The sequence below is a fragment of the Haematobacter massiliensis genome (genome assembly GCF_000740795.1).
Classification (GTDB): Bacteria; Pseudomonadota; Alphaproteobacteria; order Rhodobacterales; family Rhodobacteraceae; genus Haematobacter; species Haematobacter massiliensis.
In genome coordinates, this window is the sequence record NZ_JGYG01000001.1 from 35967 (window position 1) to 55668 (window position 19702).

The following is a 19702-nucleotide window of genomic DNA, read 5'->3' on the forward strand; positions in this document are numbered from 1 at the left end:
GGCGGGGGCGTCGTGTCCTGCTGCCACGGATACGGACCCCCGGGAGGCCGCGAGATGGTTCTTTAGGGGGTGGGGGGTGACCGCTGTCACCGGTCCGGGTGCCGTAGACCTGCGCATTTCGAGGCCATCTGTTGCGCGGCCTCTGGCATCCCGGCGTCGCCGCCATGGGCCGGTCGGACCACATGATGTCCTGACATGCGCACCGTAGCCCATGGACGGCAGAGGCGCTCCGCGCGGGGGAGCAGGCCGGAGATCATGCCGCCGACGCGGCGGGCACCTATACACCGGTAAATGGCCCTCTCCCAAGGATGCGCGGGGGAACCGGGCCTCAGACCGAGGTTTCTCCCATCAGTTCCCGCGCGATCTCCTCCACGATGGGGCGGGCCTCTTCCGGCGTCATGCCGGGTTTCAGCCGCGGGTCATAGAGAATGCGCAGCATCAACTCATCCTGTCGGGTCAGCAGGGCGAATTCCTCGTCATCATTGAAGATCGAGGGACGCGCCTGCGGGCTGTCGTTCACGAGCCCCATGGCCTGCGCCAGTTCCTCATGCACGCAGGAGCGGCGGAGAAGGTCGGGATGCTCCGCCCGGATCATCGCGATGGCTTGGCGATAGGTGGACTGGCCACGCTCCGAAAATGCATAGGCGAAACAGAAGGTTGCCCGGTCCAGATCGGTGACGGAGCGGATATCGGCGGCGCCGATCCCCGGAACCAGACGGGCCAGGCGCTCGCCCATGGCGCGACGCTCATCCTCGTTCACGATGAACACGTGGAAATTCGCCTGCTCCGGCCGGGTCATCGTCAGCGGCACTCCGGTGAGCAGCGACAGGCGCATGGCATAGCCCGCCACCATGTTCCCGTCCCGGTCCCGCTGGGGTTGCGGAACGGAGGGGCCGAACTCAACGCTCATGCGGATGGGCGTGTCCCAGCGGCGAAGCACGCTGGGCGTCACGCGGGCCACGCGGGTACCCCCCGGCAATGTGGCGTATTCATCGTAAAGCGCGATGCGGATGAAGTTCTCCGCCAGGATACGTGCGTCAAACGGGGTGTCCACACCGCCGCCGTCCATCCGCATCAGGCCCTGCGAGAGCAGGTCGTTCTGCACGCGGGCGTAGTATTGCACCAGCGCCTCGCTTTCCGCGCTCCGCGACGGAATGGCTGCGGGGACCTCCGCGGGACGCGGCTTCGGGCGTTCATGCTTCTGCGGGGCCGTCACCACCTCCGACGGCGGTTGCGCACAGGCGGCAAGCAGAAGAAGGAGCGCCGGAAGAAACCCGTGGCGCAGCAGTGAAGCCAGCATTTCAACCCTTCGGAACGGAGCCGCCCGCCGTTGCGCCCAGACCGTCGCCCCGCGCCTTGGCGGAGGCAAGCGTCTCGCGCAGTTCGATTTCCATCTTCTCCAGATCGGCCTCCGCCGCGGCGCGCTTGGTCTTGCCGTCATCGGCGATCTGAAGGCTTTCGTTGATGGTGGCGATCAGATCCGCATTGGCCTTCTTCACCGCTTCGATGTCAAAGACGCCGCGCTCCATCTCCGTGCGGACGACCTTGTTGGCTTCGCGAAGGTTCTCCGCATTCTTGGTCAGCAGTTCGTTGGTGAGGTCATTGGCTTCCTTCACCGCCGTCGCCGCCTCGCGCGATCGCTGGATGGTGACCGCCTGCGCAAGCTGGGTCTCCCACAGCGGAACGGTGTTGACGAGGGTCGAATTGATCTTCGTCACCAGCGACTTGTCATTCTCCTGAACCAGCCGGATGGAGGGCAGGGACTGCATTGTTACCTGACGGGTCAGTTTCAGGTCATGCACCCGGCGTTCCAGATCATCCCGCGCGGCGCGCAGATCACGCAGATCCTGCGCGCGGAGCACCTTCTGATCCTCCGAGGCCTCTGCCACCCGTTGCTCTGCGGCGGGCACGTCGGTCGCGTCGATCTCCGCCAGCTTCGCTTCCCCCGCCGCGATATAGAGCGCGAGTTCATCGTAGAAGGTCAGCGTGCGCTCATAGAGAATGTCGAGCGACTTGATGTCCTTCAGCAGCTTGTGCTCATGGGTGAGCAACTGATCCGTCACGCGGTCGATCTGGCCCTGCACATCCTCATACCGGGCGACGAACTTGGCGAAGGGCGTGGCGCGGCCCATCAGCTTCTCCCACCAGCTCCGCTCCCGGCGCATGTCGAGTTCAGAGACGGAAAAGCCGCGGATCGTCGTCACGATCTCCCGCAGGCTGTCCCCCGCGGGTCCGACATCCTTGTTGCGCACATCGGCCAGCATGGACTGGCTGATCTCCTGCAATCCGGCCTGTGCGCGGGAGCCGAAGCCGATGATCGACTGGGTGTTCGACATGTCGAGTTCCGCCATTCGCTTGCGGATCTGCTCCTGCTGCTCCGGCCGGGCCTGTTCGAGCGCGGGAACCTCCGGCGCGGGCGGGGGGAGCGTCATCTCCACCACGTCGTTCAGTTCCTTCTGCGTGTCGGTCGCCTGACGGCGGACGCTTTCGGCCATGTGCTTCTCCCTCGTCAGTCTGTTGATATCGCTTCAGTCGGTCTTGACGCCTTCACGCTGGAGCCGCTCGCGCAGCACGTCAATCTCCACGTCGAGATCGGTCCTGTCATTGAGGAGCAAATCCTGCGTCCGGCTGGAAAAATTGATTTCCAGATCATCCAGCAACGCCTCATAGGCGGCGCGGGCCGAGGGGTCGCGGTTCTGGGCATAGAGATCGGCGAACTTCACGGTCGCGTCCCGCGCGCCCAGCAGATAGACGCCGAGATAGCGGCGCGAACCGGTCAGGTCGCGGGGATCGGCTTCCACGCGGCGGAACATCGCACGGGCGGTATCCGCGAAACGGTCCACACGCGCTTCCAGCCGACGGTCCCCCGCGCGCTTGATGGCATCCTTCATGTCGCGAAGATGGCTCTCCGCCTCGTCCACGGCGCGGGCGACGCGGTCGCCCTCGAACCGGTCGATGCCGGTCATGCCCTTGTCGCGCATGGGATCGGGGCCGAAGGCGAAGAAATGCAGGGCAAAGCCCAGCACCGCGTAGATCACCGGGTTGAGGATGCTTCCCCCCGGCACATAGCCGCCGAGGAACAGCCCCGCCGCGGTCATGACGCCGCCGAAGAGCTTGCGCGGGATGGCGGGGCGGCGGGCGATGTTGCGCGCCTCATAGGCTTCTTCCGCCACCAGGCCCTGATGGGTGAGCCAGGCGGCAAGTTCCAGCACCCCGAAGGCGGCAAGGCCAAGCGCCATGCCCACCGGTTCCTTGCCGAAAGCGGTCAGCAGGAACAGCACGGGGGCGAGGAACAGGAAGTTCGCCCGCCCGCCCGCACGACGCCGACGGCGGCGAGGCGGGAGGGTGTGGGGTGAAGCGGAATTGTCGGATCGGGGCGCGTCAGAGCCGTCGCCACCGGGGCTGTAAGGGCCGCGATACCGTTCCGCCATCAAGCAGGCCCCGCGCCTGCCGTGGCCACATAGAACATGAGCGCCACCAGAAGGAAAAAGGCGATTCTGCGCAGCCCGTCCTTGCCCATTGCGGTCCTTGCCGTAGCCCCGAAAAACGCTCGTCCGGAGAGGATAGGCCAGCCGTTACCATATTTCCAGTGTCCAGAAAGAGTTTCCGGGCGCGGGACTCCGAAAGTCCACACCGCTCATGAGAGGGTGGGAGCATCTGGAATGGCAAAGGCCCGCCGCACCATGCGACGGGCCTGTTTTCAGTCGGTTAGCCGAACTTCAGATCAGCCGGCCCATCGCCGCCGCGACATCGGCCATCCGGCAGGAGAAGCCCCATTCGTTGTCATACCACGCCAGCACGCGCACCGTGCGCTTGCCCACCACTTTGGTCTGATCCGGCGCGAAGATGGAGGAATACTCGGTGTGGTTGAAGTCGATGGAGACCTTCATCTCCGGGTCATAGGCGAGCACGCGACCGATCGGCCCCTGGACGGCCTCGCGGACGATCTCGTTCACATCCTCGACCGTCACGTCCTTCTTCGCCTCGAAGGTCAGGTCGACGCAGGAGACGTTGGGCGTGGGCACGCGGAGGGCGGTGCCGTCAAGCCGGCCGGCGAGATCGGGCAGAACCTCCCCGATGGCCTTTGCGGCACCGGTCGAGGTCGGAATGATCGCCATGGCGGCCGCCCGCGCCCGGTAGAGATCCTTGTGGCGGCGGTCCAGCGTCGGCTGATCGCCGGTATAGGAGTGAATGGTGGTCATGATGCCGCGTTCAATGCCGATGGCATCGTTGAGCACCTTCGCCACCGGAGCGAGGCAGTTCGTCGTGCAGGAGCCGTTGGAGACGACGAGATCCTTCGTCGTCAGCACGCCGTCGTTCACACCGAAGACGATGGTGCGGTCGGCCTTCTTGGCCGGGGCGGAGACGAGCACCCGCTTCGCCCCCCGCTCCAGGTGCACGGCGGCCTTGTCACGGTCGTTGAACTTGCCGGAGCATTCGAGCACCACGTCGACGCCGGTCCAGTCCAGCTCCTCGGGGTTGTAGGTGGACATCACCTCGATCGGGCCCTGGCCCAGATCGATCGTGTCGCCCTCCACCTTCACCGGGCCGGGGAAGCGGCCATGCACGCTGTCATAACGGATCAGATGTGCGGCGGTGTCGATCGGTCCGGTCGCGTTCATGCGCACGACCTTCACATCGTTGCGCGCGCTCTGGGCAAGGTGGGACAAGGTGCAGCGGCCGATGCGACCGAAACCGTTGATGCCGAGGGTGATCGTCATGGAATGCTCCGTCGCGGGGAATAGGGATCGTCCCAAAGGGTCGGGATTGCGCCCTAATATAGGCTTGATCGGCCCAACCTGAAAGCTGAAACCCGCGATACTCCAATATGTTAGCGCAATCTCTGAAAGTTAGCGCAAACGCTTGCGCCAACAGGCGGAGACCCTTGTGACATTCCGCCGCGGCGCTAGTTTTGCCCTGACACAAGACTGCGGAGTAAAAATGAGTGGATTGCTGGCACTGCTGGATGATGTGGCGGCGATAGCCAAGGTGGCGGCTGCTTCGCTGGACGATGTGACCGGGCAGGCTGCCAAAGCAGGCGCGAAGGCGGCGGGCGCGGTGATCGACGATGCCGCGGTCACGCCGAAGTACCTTCAGGGCTTCGCGCCCCGGCGGGAACTGCCCATCGTGGGCAAGATCGCCTTAGGGTCGCTTGTCAACAAGCTGGTGATCCTGCTGCCGCTGGCGCTGCTGCTGTCCACATTCGCGCCCTGGGCGATCACGCCGCTGCTCATGATAGGGGGCGCCTATCTGTGTTTCGAAGGTGCGGAGAAGGTTCACCACTGGCTGTTTCCCTCCAAGGATCACGGTGAGGCGGCGGCGGTCGCCGTCGTGGCGGGCGAAGACGGCGCGCGCATGCTGGAAGAGGCGCGGGTGAAGGGCGCGATCAAGACGGATTTCATCCTGTCGGCAGAGATCATGACCATCGCGCTCGCCGCCATTCCGCCGGAGAGCCTGTGGATGGAGGGGCTGATCCTCGCCATCGTCGGTATCATGATTACCGCCGTGGTCTATGGTGGCGTGGCGCTCATCGTGAAGATGGATGACATCGGCCTGTCGATGAGCCGCTATCAGGGGTTGGCGGGTGGCATCATCAGGGCCGTCGGACGGGGGCTCGTCAAGGGAATGCCGGTCTTCATGAAGCTGCTGACCATCGTCGGCACCGCGGCGATGATCTGGGTGGGCGGCTCCATCGTCATTCACGGGCTGGAAAGCTTCGGGCTCGGCGTGATCGGTCATGAGATCGAGGACATGGCCGATGCCGCCGCAGATGCTGTCGAGGAGACGGGCACGCTCCACAGCGCGACGCACTGGATCGTCACGGCGTTCTTCGACGGGATTTTCGGGCTGGCGCTGGGGTTCGCGCTGATCCCGCTCGTGAAATATGTCATCACGCCGGTGGCCGGGCTGTTCCGCAGGACGGCGCCGGAGGCGGGTCATTGACGTAAGGATTGCGGCGCACCTTCGTCACTGCACCATGTGGAAGGGCCGGTCCGCCGAGGGACCGGCCCTCCTGCTTCAGCTGTTGCGGCCGAGCAGGGCGCGCGTCTGCGCCGCCACATTCTCGGCAGTGATGCCGAACTCCTGATACAGCCGTTCCGCAGGGGCGGAGGCGCCGAAGCCGGTCATGCCGACGAAGGCGGCCTTGCCCTCGCGCCCACGCTCCCCGATCAGCCAGCGATCCCAGCCGAAGCCGATCGCCGCTTCCACCGCGACGCGGACGGGCCCGGCGGGCAGCACCTTGCGGCGATAGGCCTCCGGTTGCCGGGCGAACAGTTCGGCGCAGGGCATGGAGACCACGCGGGTGCCGATGCCTTCCGCTTCCAGAGCCTCCCGCGCGGCGAGCGCGATCTCCACTTCGGAGCCGGTGGCGATCAGGATGGCCTGACGCTTGCCGGTGGCTTCGCGCAGGATATAGGCGCCTTGCTGGGTCAGGTTCTTCGCGGTGAAGTCTGTCCGCACCGTCGGCAGGTTCTGGCGGGAAAGAACGAGCACCGTCGGCGTCGCCTTCTGGTTCAGCGCGATCTCCCACGCCTCCGCCGTCTCCACCGTGTCGGCGGGGCGGATGGTCAGCGTGTTGGGCGTTGCCCGGCAGATAGCCAGATGCTCAACCGGCTGGTGCGTCGGGCCATCCTCGCCCAGACCGATGGAATCGTGCGTCATCACATAGACGACCGGCAGACCCATCAGTGCAGACAGCCGCATGGCCCCCCGCGCATAGTCCGTGAAGGCGAAGAACGTGCCGCCATAGGGCCGGAAGCCCCCGTGCAGCTGGATGCCGTTCATCGCCGCCGCCATGCCGTGCTCACGGATGCCATAGTGAATGTAACGGCCCTTGCGGTTCTCCGGTGAGAAGATGCCCAGATCGGCCGTCTTGGTGTTGTTGGACCCGGTGAGGTCGGCGGAACCACCGAGCATCTCCGGTACCGCGGGGTTCAGCACCTCCAACACCATCTCCGAGGATTTCCGCGTCGCGACCTTGGGTTTCGACTCCGCCGCCTGCCGTTTCAGACTACGGATGAGACCCGCGACCTTGGCCGGCAGCTCTCCGGAGAGCGCGCGATCCAAGCTTGCCCGGCGGGCCGAGGGCAGGGCGGCGATGCGGCGTTCCCATTCCTGCCGGTCCGCAGCGCCGCGCAGGCCCGCCTCGCGCCAGCTTGCCCGGACATCGTCGGGGATCTCGAAGGCCGCGTGGTTCCAGCCGTAGATCTCCCGCACGGCGGCGATCTCCTCCGGCCCGAGCGGCGAGCCATGCGCGCCGGCCGTGTCCTGCTTCTTCGGGCTGCCGAAGCCGATATGGGTCTTGCAGTCGATGAACACCGGCTGCTCGGAGCGCTTGGCCTCCGTCAGCGCGGCGTCGATCGACTCCGGGTCGTGCCCGTCGCAATGCAGCACCGTCCAGCCCGAGGCGGCGAAGCGCGCCCGCTGATCGGTGATGTCGGAGAGGGAGACCTTGCCGTCGATGGAGATCCCGTTGTTGTCCCAGAGCACGATGAGCTTGGAGAGCTTCTGCATCCCGGCAAGGCCGATGGCCTCCTGGCTGATGCCCTCCATCAGGCAACCGTCGCCCGCAATGACATAGGTATGGTGATCGACCGCATTCGCGCCGAAACGGGCACGAAGCGCCTCTTCCGCGATGGCGAAGCCGACGGAGTTGCCCAGACCCTGACCCAGCGGGCCGGTGGTGGTCTCAACCCCCTTCACATGGCCATATTCCGGGTGCCCGGCCGTCCGCGCGCCCCATTGGCGGAAGTTGCGGATCTCCTCGATGGTCACTTCCTCATAGCCCAGCAGGTGAAGCAGGGCATAGATCAGCATGGAGCCATGCCCTGCCGAGAGGATGAAGCGGTCGCGGTCCGCCCAATCCGGGTGCGAGGCGTCGAACTTCATGTGTTTCGTGAAGAGCACCGTGGCGACATCGGCCATACCCATCGGCATGCCAGGATGCCCGGAATTGGCCGCCTGTACCGCGTCCATTGCCAGAGCGCGGACCGCGGCCGCCTGCTGCCAGTGTTCGGGATAGCGGTCGCGAAGCGTTGCGATATCCATGCGCTTTCCTTTCGCAGGGCCGCCGGAAATCGGTCCTTCCCGCGGCAGTTTCCGGCGCGTGATAGCAGCCTATGGCCCAAGTTCAAGGCTGCGAAGGCCCGCCGATGATCGCGGAGGCACAGATGCGGCCTTGAACCGGCTGCCGCTTTGGTCGAAGTTTGTCAGCGAACATGCCGCGACACCATGGAAACACATCGGAGCGACAGTCGCAGCCTAATGGGGGGACCATGAACGAGATCGCCGATCTGGAAAGACGGATCACGACCGCGCTGGAACGTCTGCGGCGGGGCATGGATGGCATTCCCGCCTCCGGTATGGAAGAGGATGGCGCCCTTCGCGCCGCCCTGCTGGCGGAGGAGGAGCGCAACCGCACGCTGGAAGCGCGGGCCGATGCGATTCGTTCGGAGCAGGAAGCTCTGGTTGCGGATCTGGAGCGGCGTGTTGCCGATCTGGCGGGGGCGCTCGACCTGGCGACGGAGGAAATCGGGCGGCTCCGGGGGGTGAACGCCGCGCTGTCGGAGGCGATGCGTGATCTGCGCGAAGCCCGTGACCCGGAGGCCAGCGTGCTGAACCGCGCCCTGCTTGCCGAGGTGGACGAACTCCGCAGCCGCCGTGCCGCGGATCTTGCGCAAGTGGAGGAAATCCTCGAAGAATTACGTCCCCTGATCGGAGAGCCTGCTGATGCCTGAAGTGACTGTTTCGATCGGCGGCCGTGAATTCGCCGTCGCATGCCAGGAGGGGCAGGAGTCCTATGTGCAGACTGCGGCGGCGCTTCTGGACGATCAGGCGCAGGTGCTGATCCAGCAGAGTGCGCGGATCCCCGAGTCGCGCCTTCTGCTGATGGCGGGTCTCATGCTGGCCGACCGCACGGCGGGGCTGGAGGAGCGGCTGCGGCTCGCCGAAAGCCGTGCGGCAGAGGCGAAGTCTGCGCTGGAGGAAGCGCTTTCCCGGCCCGCGCCGGAACCCGCGCGGATCGAGGTGCCGGTGATACCGGAGATCGTGATTGATACGCTTTCCGAGATCGCAGCGCGGGCGGAAGCCCTTGCTGGCGAGCTGGAGGACCGGATCAGGCGGACCTCCTGACTGACCCGCGGCGCCGGGCCTGGCGTGGCGGAGACCGTCGGGGTCTATCGTCCGTCAGCCGCCCATCCGTGAGGCGCCGACGGGATCGTAGCGGTAAATCCAGTCGAATCGTCCTATGGCGGCCGAGGGGGCCAGCATCCCGCCGACCCGCAGGACCATATGCGCCGCCTGCCGGGACGCACCCGTCAGGTGGTAGTTGCGCGCATTGGCATTCGCCGCCGCGACGAGACGGGCGACACGCGCGCGGCGGAGACGGACGAAATCGGAGAATCCCTGCTCCGCGTCCGGGGCGGCGGCGAGTGTGGCTGCGATCAGCCACGCATCCTCCAGCGCCATGTTCGCGCCTTGGGCAAGGAACGGCAGTGTGGGATGCGCCGCGTCGCCGATGACGATGGCCGCGCCCCGGTGCCAGTGCTGCACGAGACCGTGGCGGAACAGCCCCCAAAGATGCACCTCGTCAACCTCCGCGAGCAGGCGGCGCACGGGCGGGGCGAAGCCCGCGAAGGCGGCGCGGAGATTGGCCGGATCGTCCACCGCCCGCCAGTCCTCCGCCGCCCATGACGCGCGCTCTTCCACCGCGACGATGTTCCGCAGGCCACGGGGCAGCGGGTAGGTCACCAGATGCCGTCCCGGCCCGGTATGGACCTGGGCGACCGGCTCCGCCTCTCCGCGCACGACGGCGCGCCAGGCGACCTGACCGGTGAAGAAGGGCTGCGTGCTGTCCTCCCCCTCGACCGCTGCCCGGACGGGCGAGTGAATACCGTCGGCGCCGATGAGGAGATGGGCCTCATGGGTTTCGCCGCCGGCAAGGTTGAGGCGCACGGTCTGGCCCGTCACATCGGCGGCGAGAACGCGTGCATTCAGACGAAGGGTGACGCCGGCCTCCCGGACCGCATCGAAAAGCAGGGCAATGAGATCGGGCCTTCGGACGAAGCGGTGCGGCTCCCTCGGCCTCAGCCGGGCGAGATCGAGCCGGATGACCCGCCGCCCCGTGGGACCGTCGATGATCTCCACGCCGTGGGACAGGAGGGACAGCGCGGAGAGCGGCTTTCCGAGGCCCAACCCTTCCAGCACGCGGGCGCCGTTTGGGGTGATCTGGAACCCCGCCCCGAACTCCCGCACCGCCTCCGCCTGTTCGAGCACGGTCACAACGGCCCCTTGGCGCGAAAGCGCGAGCGCTGCCGCCAGCCCCGCAATGCCCGCGCCGACCACCGTGATCTCCCGGCCGTTCAGCTCCATCCGTCTGCCTCCAAAACGAAACACCGGAGGCCGCCGCCGCCGGTGTTTCCAGTCGTGTCTCCGGAAGGCGCCCATACGGCAATCGGCCGGTCGGGCGCCAGAGGCTCAGTCGTCGCGGTGTACGCGCTCGCGGCGTTCGTGGCGTTCCTGCGCCTCAAGGCTGAGCGTTGCGATGGGACGGGCGTCGAGGCGCTTGAGGGAGATCGGCTCCCCGGTTTCCTCGCAATAGCCATATTCCCCGTTATCGATACGCCGCAGTGCAGCATCGATCTTGGAGACGAGCTTGCGCTGCCGGTCGCGGGTGCGAAGCTCCAGAGCGCGGTCTGTTTCCTCGCTGGCACGGTCTGCGATGTCGGGGATGTTGCGGGTGCTGTCCTGAAGACCTTCGATCGTTTCCCGGCTTTCCGAGAGCAGGTCGTTCTTCCACGCAATCAATTTTCTGCGAAAATATTCGAGCTGTCGCTCATTCATAAATGGTTCGTCTTCGGCGGGTCGATAGTCTTCGGGTAGAAAGACTTCTGCCTTCATGTCAGCCCCCTTGGTCAGACCGGGCCGTGCACTGGGTTCGCTTATCGGCATACAGGCACTCCTTGGGAGGGTGCATTACCGCAAGATGTAGCACCTGTCACTAGCTTTGATCATGCACTTGCAGCGAAGATGGCGCGTGTTACCCTCATGCAAGCATCAGGGAGATCGGCGGGCAGGATGAAGTTTCTCGGCACTCAGGATTATGTGGCAACGGAGGATCTCACGATCGCCGTGAACGCGGCGGTGGCTCTGGAACGGCCGTTGCTGGTGAAGGGGGAGCCGGGGACGGGCAAGACCGAACTGGCTCGTCAGGTGGCGACGGGCCTTGGCCTGCCGATGATCGAATGGAACGTGAAATCCACCACCCGCGCGCAACAGGGCCTCTACGAATATGATGCGGTGAGCCGGCTGCGGGACAGCCAGCTTGGCGATGAGCGGGTGCGGGACGTGGGCAACTACATCCGCAAGGGGAAGCTGTGGCAGGCGTTCGACGCCCCCGGAAAGGTCGTCCTGCTGATCGACGAGATCGACAAGGCAGACATCGAATTCCCGAACGATCTGCTCCAGGAACTCGACCGGATGGAGTTCCATGTCTACGAGACGGGGGAGACGGTACGGGCCATCCATCGCCCGATTGTGATCATCACCTCCAACAACGAGAAGGAATTGCCGGACGCTTTCCTGCGCCGCTGTTTCTTCCACTACATCCGATTCCCCGATGCAGAGACGATGCGGCGAATCGTGGCCGTGCACTTTCCCGATCTGAAGGAAGATCTGCTCGCGGCCGCGCTGACCCGATTCTATGAGATCCGGGAGCAGCCTGGGCTGAAGAAGAAACCCTCCACCTCCGAGGTTCTGGACTGGCTGAAGCTGTTGCTTGCGGAGGACATGTCCGCCGAGGATCTGCGCAAGGATTCGCGCAGCCTGTTGCCAAAGCTCCATGGGGCGCTTCTGAAGAACGAGCAGGATGTTCACCTGTTCGAGAGGCTGGCCTTCATGGCCCGCGGGCAACGCTGAGGGGAGGATGACGACCAAGATGGCAGAGCAGGATCAGGCAGTGGAGTTGCGGCCACTGCGCGCCACCGATGAGGCGGAATGGCGCAGACTATGGACGCTGTATCTGGAATTCTACGAAAGCTCAGTCACTGAAGAGGTTTACGAGGCGACCTTCAAGCGGCTTCTCAGCGACGATACCACGACATTCCGCGCCTTGGTCGCGGACAAGGGGAATGGGCTGCTGGGGTTGGTTCATTATGTCTTTCACCCGCATTGCTGGCGGGTGGAGCAGGTGTGCTACCTTCAGGATTTGTTCGTGGACAAGGCCGCGCGGGGAACCGGTCTGGGCCGCGCGCTGATCGAAGCGGTCTATGCCGCAGCGGACCACGAAGGCGCGCCGCATGTCTATTGGCTTACCCAGGAGTTCAACACGACTGCGCGACAGCTTTATGACCGTATTGGCAAGGTGACGCCCTTCATCAAATACAATAGGTTTTGAACGAAGCGACACGGAGAACCCATAAAATCCGGGCAAAGTGTCGCGGGGCCGCTTGCGGCCCTCGACCAACAGCCCGGAGGCCGCATGTCCAGACACTTTCCGTCCCGTTTCGGTTCCATCGCGCTCGCGGTGGTGCTGATGCTTTCCGCCTGCGGGCAGGTCAGGGATCAACCCACCCGCCTCGCCGCTCCTGTGACCGCGCTTCCCGACATGAAAGCGTTCGGGGTGGAACGGATCGACCCGCCGCGCCGCGCCAATGCGGATATGGTGGAGGATTTTCTGGAACTGTCTTTCGAGATGGAAAGCGGGCGGGCGCTGCCGGTGCTGACCCGGTTTGAAGGCCCGGTGACATTGGCGCTCATCGGCCCGGTCCCGCCGAGCGCATCGGGCGAGGTCGACAAGCTCCTGACCCGCTACCGGCGCGAGGCGCGTATCGACATCACCCGCGTGTCGGATCCCGCGGCCGCGCGGATCGTCGTGGAGTTCGTCCCGGAAGGCAGGCTCCGCTCTGCCGCCCCCAACGCCGCCTGCTTCGTCGCTCCCAACGTGGCGAGCTGGAATGACTACCTGAGCGCGCGTCGCACCGACCGGGTCGACTGGACGAAGCTCACCACGCGCACAAGGGCAGGGGTGTTCATCCCCGCCGGGGCCAGCCCGCAGGAAATCCGCGACTGTCTGCATGAAGAGACGGCACAGGCCATGGGGCCGTTGAACGACCTTTACCGCCTGCCCGACAGCGTGTTCAACGACGACAACTTCCACGGGGCGCTCACCGGGTTCGACATGCTGATGCTGCGCACCTACTACGCCCCGGATCTGTCGAGCGGCATGACGCGGGCGGAGGTGGCGGAGCGGCTGCCGAAGATTCTCGACCGGCTGAACCCACCGGGACGAAACGTTGCCCGCAAGCCGGCCGGACCCACCACCTCCGACTGGCGGGATGCGATCAACACGGCGCTGAGCAACGGTTCGGCGGAGACGCGGGCCAGCGCCGCGCGCCGGGCCGTCACCATCGCACAGCGGAACGGCTGGATCGATGCACGGCTGGCATTCAGCCACTTCACCTATGCGCGCACCGCCATGGCGCTTGACCCGGAGGCGGCGGTGACCAGCCTGATGTCCGCACGCCGGCTCTATGAGGGGCTGCCCTCCTGCGCCACGCACAAGGCGCATGTGGACATGCAGCTTGCCGCCTTCGCCCTCACATCCGGCAATCCGCGGGAGACGCTTCGTCTGGTGGAACCGGAGTTGGAGGAGGCGAAGAAGTGGCAAAATGCCGCGCTTCTCTCCACGCTGCTGATGATGAAGGCGGAGGCGCTGGACAGGCTCGGGCGCGCGGACGAGGCAGGCGCCGTGCGGCTCGACAGTCTCGCCTGGGCGCGCTACGGCTTCGGGGCCGATGAGGCGGTCAGGGCGCGCCTGTCCGAGATCTCGGCGCTCGGCCCGGTCAAGGGGCGCAAGAAGGGGTGAGGATGCTCTACGTTCTGCTCGGGACGGTGGTTGGCGCCGTCATCGGCGGTTTCCGCGCGCGCTCGCGGGGCGGCAATGGCTTCGACATCGCGCAATACGCGGCGGTTCACGCGGTGATTGGCGGGGTGCTGATGGTGTTTGTCACCATCTGGCTGCTGCGGCAGGGGGCTGGCTGATGTTCCTGCCCTTCTTCGAGAAGCTTCGCGGCGCGGGTATTCCGGTAAGTCTCCGGGAGTATCTGGCTTTTCTGGAAGGGCTTCACGCCGATCTGGTAATCTATGACGTGGAGGGGTTCTACTACCTCGCCCGCACGGTGATGGTGAAGGACGAGCGGCATCTGGACCGGTTCGACCGCGCCTTTGCCCAGACCTTCGCCGGGCTGGAGCAGATCTCCGTGGGTCAGGTGCTGGAGGCATTGTCGCTGCCGCCCGACTGGCTGGAGAAACGCGCCGAGAAGCTGCTGACGCCGGAGGAACGCGCGCAGATAGAGGCGATGGGCGGTTTCGAAAAGCTGATGGAAACGCTCCGCCAGCGGTTGAAGGAGCAGGAGGGGCGCCATCAAGGCGGCTCCAAATGGGTCGGGACGGCGGGAACCTCGCCCTTCGGCGCCTATGGCTATAACCCCGAGGGGGTTCGCATAGGGCAGGAGGAGAGCCGCCATCAGCGCGCGGTGAAGGTCTGGGACAAGCGGGAATTCCGCAATCTCGACGACACGGTGGAGATCGGCACCCGCAACATCAAGGTCGCGTTGAAACGGCTTCGCCGCTGGGCGCGGGATGGCGCAGAGGAGGAGCTGGACCTCGACGGAACCATCCGGGCGACGGCGGAACACGGCTATCTCGACGTGCAGACCCGGCCCGAGCGCCGCAATGCCGTGAAGCTGCTGCTGTTCTTCGATGTCGGCGGCTCCATGGACCCGCATGTGAAGCTGGTGGAGGAGCTGTTCTCCGCGGCACGGGCGGAATTCAAGCATCTCGAATATTACTACTTCCACAACTGCCTTTATGAAGGCGTCTGGCGGGAGAACCGCCGCCGTTGGGACGAGCAGCTTCCGACGGAGGAGGTGCTGCGCACCTATGGCGGCGACTACAAGTGCATCTTCGTGGGCGACGCGGCGATGTCGCCCTATGAGATCACCCATCCGGGGGGCGCCAACGAGCACTGGAACGCCGAGCCGGGCGAAGTCTGGCTGCATCGCGCCCGCCTGCAATGGCCGTCAAATATCTGGTTGAACCCGGTGGCGGAGGCTCATTGGCGCCAGACGCATTCGACGACCCTGATCCGTAAAATTTTCGATGATCGGATGTTCCCGCTGACGCTCGACGGATTGTCGCGCGGAATCAAGGAATTGGCGCGCTGAGGGCGTCAGCCTGAACAAAACGTGTAAATTTCTCTGCTTTAGGTTGATTGAGAGGAAGTCCGGCGTACATTAAATGGAATTAGGCAGAATATCGCCGATGCGGGCACGGGCCCGTGATTGTTTGATAGGGATGTCGAAGCAAGGAATAGACCAATGCCAATCTTCGTGATTCTGGGCTGTTCGATGGGTGTCCTCTCTGCGGGCGCTTCGCTTGTCGGAGGGTATGGAATGCTCGTTGCGGCGCTGTCCTACACCGGCTTCGGCTTTCTCGGGTTGCTCGCGGGGATGATATTCGGCGCGCTGCGTACGCGTTCTCACTCGTAGCGGGAGCAAGGATGCCGCATTCACGCCACGCAAGGCAAAGTACCGCGTTACGCCATTGAAAGAGCACGCGCGCCGTTACATGCTCGCGGCATGACCTCCGCGCCCCTGCCATCGGTTTCCGATCTCATCGTCTGTCCCTACTGCGACGCGCTGCATGATGTGGCGCCTGTCGAGCCGGGCGCGCGGGCGCTGTGCCGGCGTTGCGGTTCCACGCTGATCCGCAACCGGCCGAGCGCGCCGCTGTTGGTCTCGGTCTTGTCCATTACGTCGCTCATCCTGATGACCGGGGGAGTGTTCTTTCCGTTTCTCAGCGTCTCAAGCTATGGGATGAGCAATGAAAGCTCCGTCTTCGGGGCAGCACTGGCCTTTCAGGGGGATCTGCGGCCGCTGTCCTTCGCCGTGCTGCTGATGATCGTGCTGCTGCCGGTGACTCGCTGCATCGCACTCGTCTACACCTTGCTTCCGCTTGCGCTCGGCCGGCCGCCGCTCCGCCATGCGGTTCGGGTGTTCCGCGTGGCGGAGCGGCTGCGTCCGTGGTCGATGGTGGAGGTTTTCGTCATCGGAACCGCGGTGGCGCTGGTCAAGGTCGGGGGCATCGCCAGTATCACGCTGGGCCCCGCATTCTGGGCCTTTGCCGTGATGATCTTCACCGTGGCCCTTGCCGATGGCTATATCAACAGGTGGTCCATATGGTCAGCGCTGGCGACACGGAACGGATCCTGACCGCCGATGAGGCAGGATTGGTTGGCTGCCGGATGTGCTGCCGGGCCTGGCCCAAGGGGCAGGCGCGTTGCGGTCTGTGTGGCAGCCGGCTGCGAAGCCCGGAGACTGCGAGCCTGCAATGGGTCTGGGCCTGGCTGATTGCCGGGCTGGTTTTCTACATCCCCGCAAACATGTTTCCGATGCTTTACACGGACACGTTGACCTACAGCTACGGCGCAACGATCCTGGGTGGTGTGATAGAGTTCTTCCAGTATGGCGACTATTTCGTCGCCTCAGTGATCTTCATTGCGAGCATTCTGATCCCGATCTCCAAATTCGCTGTCATCGCCTTTCTCGCGGTCAGCGTGCAGCGCGGGCAGGCGGGAGGGGTGCGGTATCAGCATGTCTATGAGGTCGTGGACTTCATCGGGCGATGGTCGATGATCGACGTCTTTGTCGTGGCGATCCTGTCGGCGCTGGTGCAACTGGGTTTCGTCGCCACCATCCATCCGGGAACGGCGGCGGCGGCCTTTGCCCTGAGCGTCGCCTTCACCATGATGTCCGCCCATAGTTTCGACAGCCGGCTTGTCTGGCGCAAGGCGCGGAAATCTGGCAGGAATTCCATGACTGGCCCGGGCGGCCAAACCCCGGCAACGACCGAACAGGTGTTTGTCCATGACTGATCACGGCACCGGCCGGGGCGATGGCTCCGACGGCCCCGCTTCCCTTGACCAACGCCCCGCGCGGGAACCGTTCTGGCGGCGTATCGCCTGGATCTGGATCGTGCCGCTCGTGGCATTGCTGGTCACGCTCGGGATCGCCTGGCGGGCCTACAGTCAGCGGGGCGTGTTGATCGAGGTGAGCTTTGCGAATGCCACCGGAGTACTGCCGGGGCAGACCGCGCTCCGCTTTCGGGATGTCGATGTGGGGGTCGTGGAATCCACCGGCTTCAGCAGCGATCTTTCGCATGTCGTGCTCCGCATCCGGGTCCATCGCGATGTCGCGCCCTTCGTCGACAAGGACGCGCGGTTCTGGATCGTTCGGCCCGAGGTTTCGGCGCAGGGCATTTCGCGTCTGGATACGGTGATTTCCGGGGTATTCATCGAGGGGTTCTGGGACTCCCGGCCCGATGGGCCGCCCGTCCTTGAATTCACCGGGCTGGAACAGATGCCGCCCGGCATTCTCAACGGACCGGGAACGACCGTTACCCTCCGCGTCCTGGATCCGCGCGGCCTCGCGGAAGGGGCTCCGGTGCTCTATCGCGGGATCACCGTCGGACATCTGCAGAACATCCGCCTCGCGCAGACGGGGGATACGGTGCTGGTGGATGCCTTCGTCTCCGAGCCGCATGACAGGCTCCTCACGACGGCGAGCGTCTTTTGGGATACCTCCGGCTTTTCCGTCTCCGTAGGGCCGAGCGGGGTGAACCTGAACGTCTCCAGCCTTGCCGCTCTGGTACAGGGAGGCGTCGAATTCACCACACCGATCTCTGGCGGGGGGGTGAGCCGCTCAGGCCAGGAATACCGGCTTTTCCCCAGCGAAAGCACGGCCCGCGACAGCCTGTTCACCAAGTCGGAAGGCACGCAGATCGACGTTTCCGTCCTGCTCGACAGTTCCGTCCGGGGGCTGACGCAGGGGGCGGCGGTCCATTACGAGGCGCTGCCCGTGGGCGAAGTCACCAACCTTGCGGTGCAGATCGATCGCGGGCCGGACGGAACGGAGGAGGTACGGCAGCGTGTCATCCTTTCGCTGGTGCCGGAGCGCATGGGCCTGCCGCCCGATACCACGCCGGAGGGGATGTACGAGTTTCTGGACGAGCAGATCGCCCAGGGCCTGCGCGCGCGCGCGGTCGGCACGGGCTTCCTCGGCAATACCATGATCATGGAACTGGCGCGGGTGGAGGGCGCGGAGGGCGGCACGCTGGACCGGGCCGCGGAACCTTTCCCGGCTATTCCCAGCGCGCCTGCCGATCTGAGCGATGTGACGACCACCGCCGAGGGGCTGCTGAGCCGGCTCGGCAACCTGCCGATCGAGCAACTGATAGAGGCCGCGACGGGCCTGATGAATTCCACCACTGCCTTCATGATGAGCGATGACCTGCGCCAGACTCCTGCCGCCGCGCGCGACCTGCTGGAACAGGCGCGGGCGCTGCTTGGGTCTGAGGAGGTGCGCGGCGCGCCTGTGGCGGTCAGTGAACTGGTGAGCGAGGTGCAGGGGCTGGTGGCGGACCTGCGAACCCAGGGGATCGGCGACAAGGTGGGCATCGCGCTGGACGAAACCGCGCGTGCCGCCGCCACGGTGACGGAGGTGGGCGAAGGACTGCCGGATCTGGTGGGCCGGCTCCAGACGCTGACCGATCAGGTGGCGCAGCTCAACTATCGCGAGTTGGGGGATCGCATGAGCGGTTTGCTTGCGCAGCTGGAGGAGGTCGCGGGGCAGGAGGGAACGCGGGCGCTCCCTGCACAGCTTGGCGCGACGATGGACCAGCTTGCCGGGCTGCTGCAGACCCTGCGAGAGGGCGGGGCGGCCGAGACGCTGAACCGCACGCTGCAAAGCGCGCAGGCCGCCGCCGATGGCGTGGCGCGCGCCTCCGATCAGTTGCCCGCAATCAGCCAGCGCCTCGACGCGGTGGTGCGCAATCTCGACGGGATGATCCAGACCTATGGCGCCCGCTCCAGCTTCAGCACCGAGACGCTGAGCGCGCTCCGTGAGCTTCGCCGCGCGGCCTCCGCCGTGGGGTCTCTGGCGCAGACCATCGAACGCAACCCCCGCTCCATCCTCACTGGCCGCTAAGGAAGTCTCATGCGCATGAAACCCGTTCTTCTGGTGGCACTTACCGCGCTTGCCTCCTGTTCCAGCCCTGAGGATACGGCGCGCTACACGCTGGAACCGCCGCCGCTCACCGCCACCGTGCCAAACCGGATCGGGCGGGTGGAGGTGCGGGATGTGCAGCTTCCCGACTACGCGTCGGGGCAGGAAATCGGCTGGCAGACGCCCGATGGTGCGGTGCGCAGCAATCCGCAGAACATCTGGGCCGAGACACCGCAGCGCGCCGTGACACGGACGCTCGCCCGGCAGATCGAAGCCGCCAGCGGAGCCACCGCCATCGCCGAGCCGTGGCCTTTTGCCGAGCCGCCCGCCCGGCGGCTGGAGGTCCGGGTGTCACGGATGCTGGCGGGCGCGGATGGGCTGTTCCACCTGTCGGGGCAGTATTTCGTCTCGCCCGCGGGCTTCTCGGGCAGCGATCTGCAGCGGAGTTTCGATATCGCCGTTCCGCTCGCTGGTGAGGGGCCTGCCGCGATTGCGGCGGCGCAGGCGCGGGCCATCCAGATCCTCGCGACGCGGATTGCACAGCTTTCCTGAGAGCGGCTTTCCTGAGACCGCTGCCTCATCCTGAGGCAAATGTCCCGGAACACCATTAGTTTATCTCGCACGAGATTGCAGTATGTGCG

Annotated in this window: 20 protein-coding genes; 13 read left to right on the forward strand and 7 right to left on the reverse strand. The window is 65.3% G+C overall.

The features are described 5' to 3' along the window. Window positions 1–328: 328 nt before the first annotated feature. The 4 genes from CN97_RS00180 to gap all read right to left on the reverse strand — a co-directional run bounded on the left by CN97_RS00180 (window position 329) and on the right by gap (window position 4721). The gene (locus tag CN97_RS00180) at window positions 329–1300 is read right to left on the reverse strand and encodes a DUF2927 domain-containing protein (protein ID WP_035705459.1); all 972 of its coding nucleotides are present in this window, start codon (window positions 1298–1300) and stop codon (window positions 329–331) included. A gap of 1 nt (window position 1301) precedes the next feature. Beyond that, on the reverse strand, window positions 1302–2495 hold the full coding sequence (locus CN97_RS00185; RefSeq protein WP_035705467.1) for a toxic anion resistance protein: 1194 nt from the start codon (window positions 2493–2495) through the stop codon (window positions 1302–1304). Between the two features lie 33 nt (window positions 2496–2528). Then, window positions 2529–3431: a 5-bromo-4-chloroindolyl phosphate hydrolysis family protein gene (locus tag CN97_RS00190; RefSeq protein WP_035705470.1), complete on the reverse strand. Its 903-nt coding sequence runs from the start codon at window positions 3429–3431 to the stop codon at window positions 2529–2531. A 288-nt stretch (window positions 3432–3719) separates the two neighbouring features. Next, window positions 3720–4721 (reverse strand): type I glyceraldehyde-3-phosphate dehydrogenase, encoded by a 1002-nt coding sequence (gene gap / locus CN97_RS00195; protein WP_035705473.1) that lies wholly within the window; start codon window positions 4719–4721, stop codon window positions 3720–3722. Window positions 4722–4941: 220 nt separating this feature from the next. Between gap and CN97_RS00200 the strand changes: the two genes are divergently transcribed. Further along, on the forward strand, window positions 4942–5943 hold the full coding sequence (locus CN97_RS00200; RefSeq protein WP_035705475.1) for a DUF808 domain-containing protein: 1002 nt from the start codon (window positions 4942–4944) through the stop codon (window positions 5941–5943). A gap of 75 nt (window positions 5944–6018) precedes the next feature. Here CN97_RS00200 and tkt read toward each other — a convergent pair whose 3' ends face one another. After that, window positions 6019–8049, reverse strand: coding sequence for a transketolase (gene tkt / locus CN97_RS00205; RefSeq protein ID WP_035705478.1), 2031 nt, complete (start codon window positions 8047–8049; stop codon window positions 6019–6021). A gap of 227 nt (window positions 8050–8276) precedes the next feature. Here tkt and CN97_RS00210 point away from each other — a divergent pair, with 227 nt between their 5' ends. Next, window positions 8277–8738, forward strand: coding sequence for a hypothetical protein (locus tag CN97_RS00210; RefSeq protein ID WP_035705481.1), 462 nt, complete (start codon window positions 8277–8279; stop codon window positions 8736–8738). Beyond that, window positions 8731–9132 (forward strand): cell division protein ZapA, encoded by a 402-nt coding sequence (locus CN97_RS00215; protein ID WP_035705484.1) that lies wholly within the window; start codon window positions 8731–8733, stop codon window positions 9130–9132. Before CN97_RS00210 ends, CN97_RS00215 begins: the two co-directional genes overlap by 8 nt. A gap of 54 nt (window positions 9133–9186) precedes the next feature. Here CN97_RS00215 and CN97_RS00220 read toward each other — a convergent pair whose 3' ends face one another. Next, the gene (locus CN97_RS00220; RefSeq protein WP_035705487.1) at window positions 9187–10371 is read right to left on the reverse strand and encodes an FAD-dependent oxidoreductase; all 1185 of its coding nucleotides are present in this window, start codon (window positions 10369–10371) and stop codon (window positions 9187–9189) included. A gap of 105 nt (window positions 10372–10476) precedes the next feature. Continuing rightward, window positions 10477–10899 carry an RNA polymerase-binding protein DksA gene (gene dksA, locus CN97_RS00225; RefSeq protein ID WP_035706764.1) on the reverse strand — a complete coding sequence of 141 codons (423 nt, stop codon included), beginning with the start codon at window positions 10897–10899 and terminating at the stop codon, window positions 10477–10479. Window positions 10900–11076: 177 nt separating this feature from the next. Between dksA and CN97_RS00230 the strand changes: the two genes are divergently transcribed. The 10 genes from CN97_RS00230 (at window position 11077) to CN97_RS00265 (ending at window position 19613) form a co-directional block, all read left to right on the forward strand. Beyond that, window positions 11077–11916, forward strand: a complete 840-nt coding sequence (locus tag CN97_RS00230) for an AAA family ATPase (RefSeq protein WP_035705489.1) — start codon at window positions 11077–11079, stop codon at window positions 11914–11916. 7 nt (window positions 11917–11923) lie between these two features. Continuing rightward, the gene (locus tag CN97_RS00235) at window positions 11924–12394 is read left to right on the forward strand and encodes a GNAT family N-acetyltransferase (RefSeq protein WP_242685228.1); all 471 of its coding nucleotides are present in this window, start codon (window positions 11924–11926) and stop codon (window positions 12392–12394) included. An 84-nt stretch (window positions 12395–12478) separates the two neighbouring features. Beyond that, entirely contained in the window at window positions 12479–13864 is a 1386-nt protein-coding gene (locus tag CN97_RS00240) for a DUF2927 domain-containing protein (protein WP_051910854.1), read from the forward strand. A gap of 2 nt (window positions 13865–13866) precedes the next feature. Further along, the gene (locus tag CN97_RS20480; protein ID WP_088217165.1) at window positions 13867–14040 is read left to right on the forward strand and encodes a hypothetical protein; all 174 of its coding nucleotides are present in this window, start codon (window positions 13867–13869) and stop codon (window positions 14038–14040) included. Next, window positions 14040–15224, forward strand: a complete 1185-nt coding sequence (locus tag CN97_RS00245) for a vWA domain-containing protein (RefSeq protein WP_035705492.1) — start codon at window positions 14040–14042, stop codon at window positions 15222–15224. The genes CN97_RS20480 and CN97_RS00245 overlap by 1 nt, the downstream gene beginning before the upstream one ends. 153 nt (window positions 15225–15377) lie before the next feature. Continuing rightward, the gene (locus CN97_RS20485; protein ID WP_156969568.1) at window positions 15378–15548 is read left to right on the forward strand and encodes a hypothetical protein; all 171 of its coding nucleotides are present in this window, start codon (window positions 15378–15380) and stop codon (window positions 15546–15548) included. A 90-nt stretch (window positions 15549–15638) separates the two neighbouring features. Next, complete coding sequence (locus CN97_RS00250; protein ID WP_035705495.1) at window positions 15639–16271, forward strand: paraquat-inducible protein A; 633 nt, start codon at window positions 15639–15641, stop codon at window positions 16269–16271. Beyond that, complete coding sequence (locus tag CN97_RS00255) at window positions 16238–16933, forward strand: paraquat-inducible protein A (protein ID WP_084683921.1); 696 nt, start codon at window positions 16238–16240, stop codon at window positions 16931–16933. Before CN97_RS00250 ends, CN97_RS00255 begins: the two co-directional genes overlap by 34 nt. Next, on the forward strand, window positions 16926–19043 hold the full coding sequence (locus CN97_RS00260; protein WP_051910855.1) for an MlaD family protein: 2118 nt from the start codon (window positions 16926–16928) through the stop codon (window positions 19041–19043). The genes CN97_RS00255 and CN97_RS00260 overlap by 8 nt, the downstream gene beginning before the upstream one ends. Before the next feature lie 9 nt (window positions 19044–19052). Next, window positions 19053–19613, forward strand: coding sequence for a PqiC family protein (locus tag CN97_RS00265; protein ID WP_035705498.1), 561 nt, complete (start codon window positions 19053–19055; stop codon window positions 19611–19613). Window positions 19614–19702: the final 89 nt, after the last annotated feature.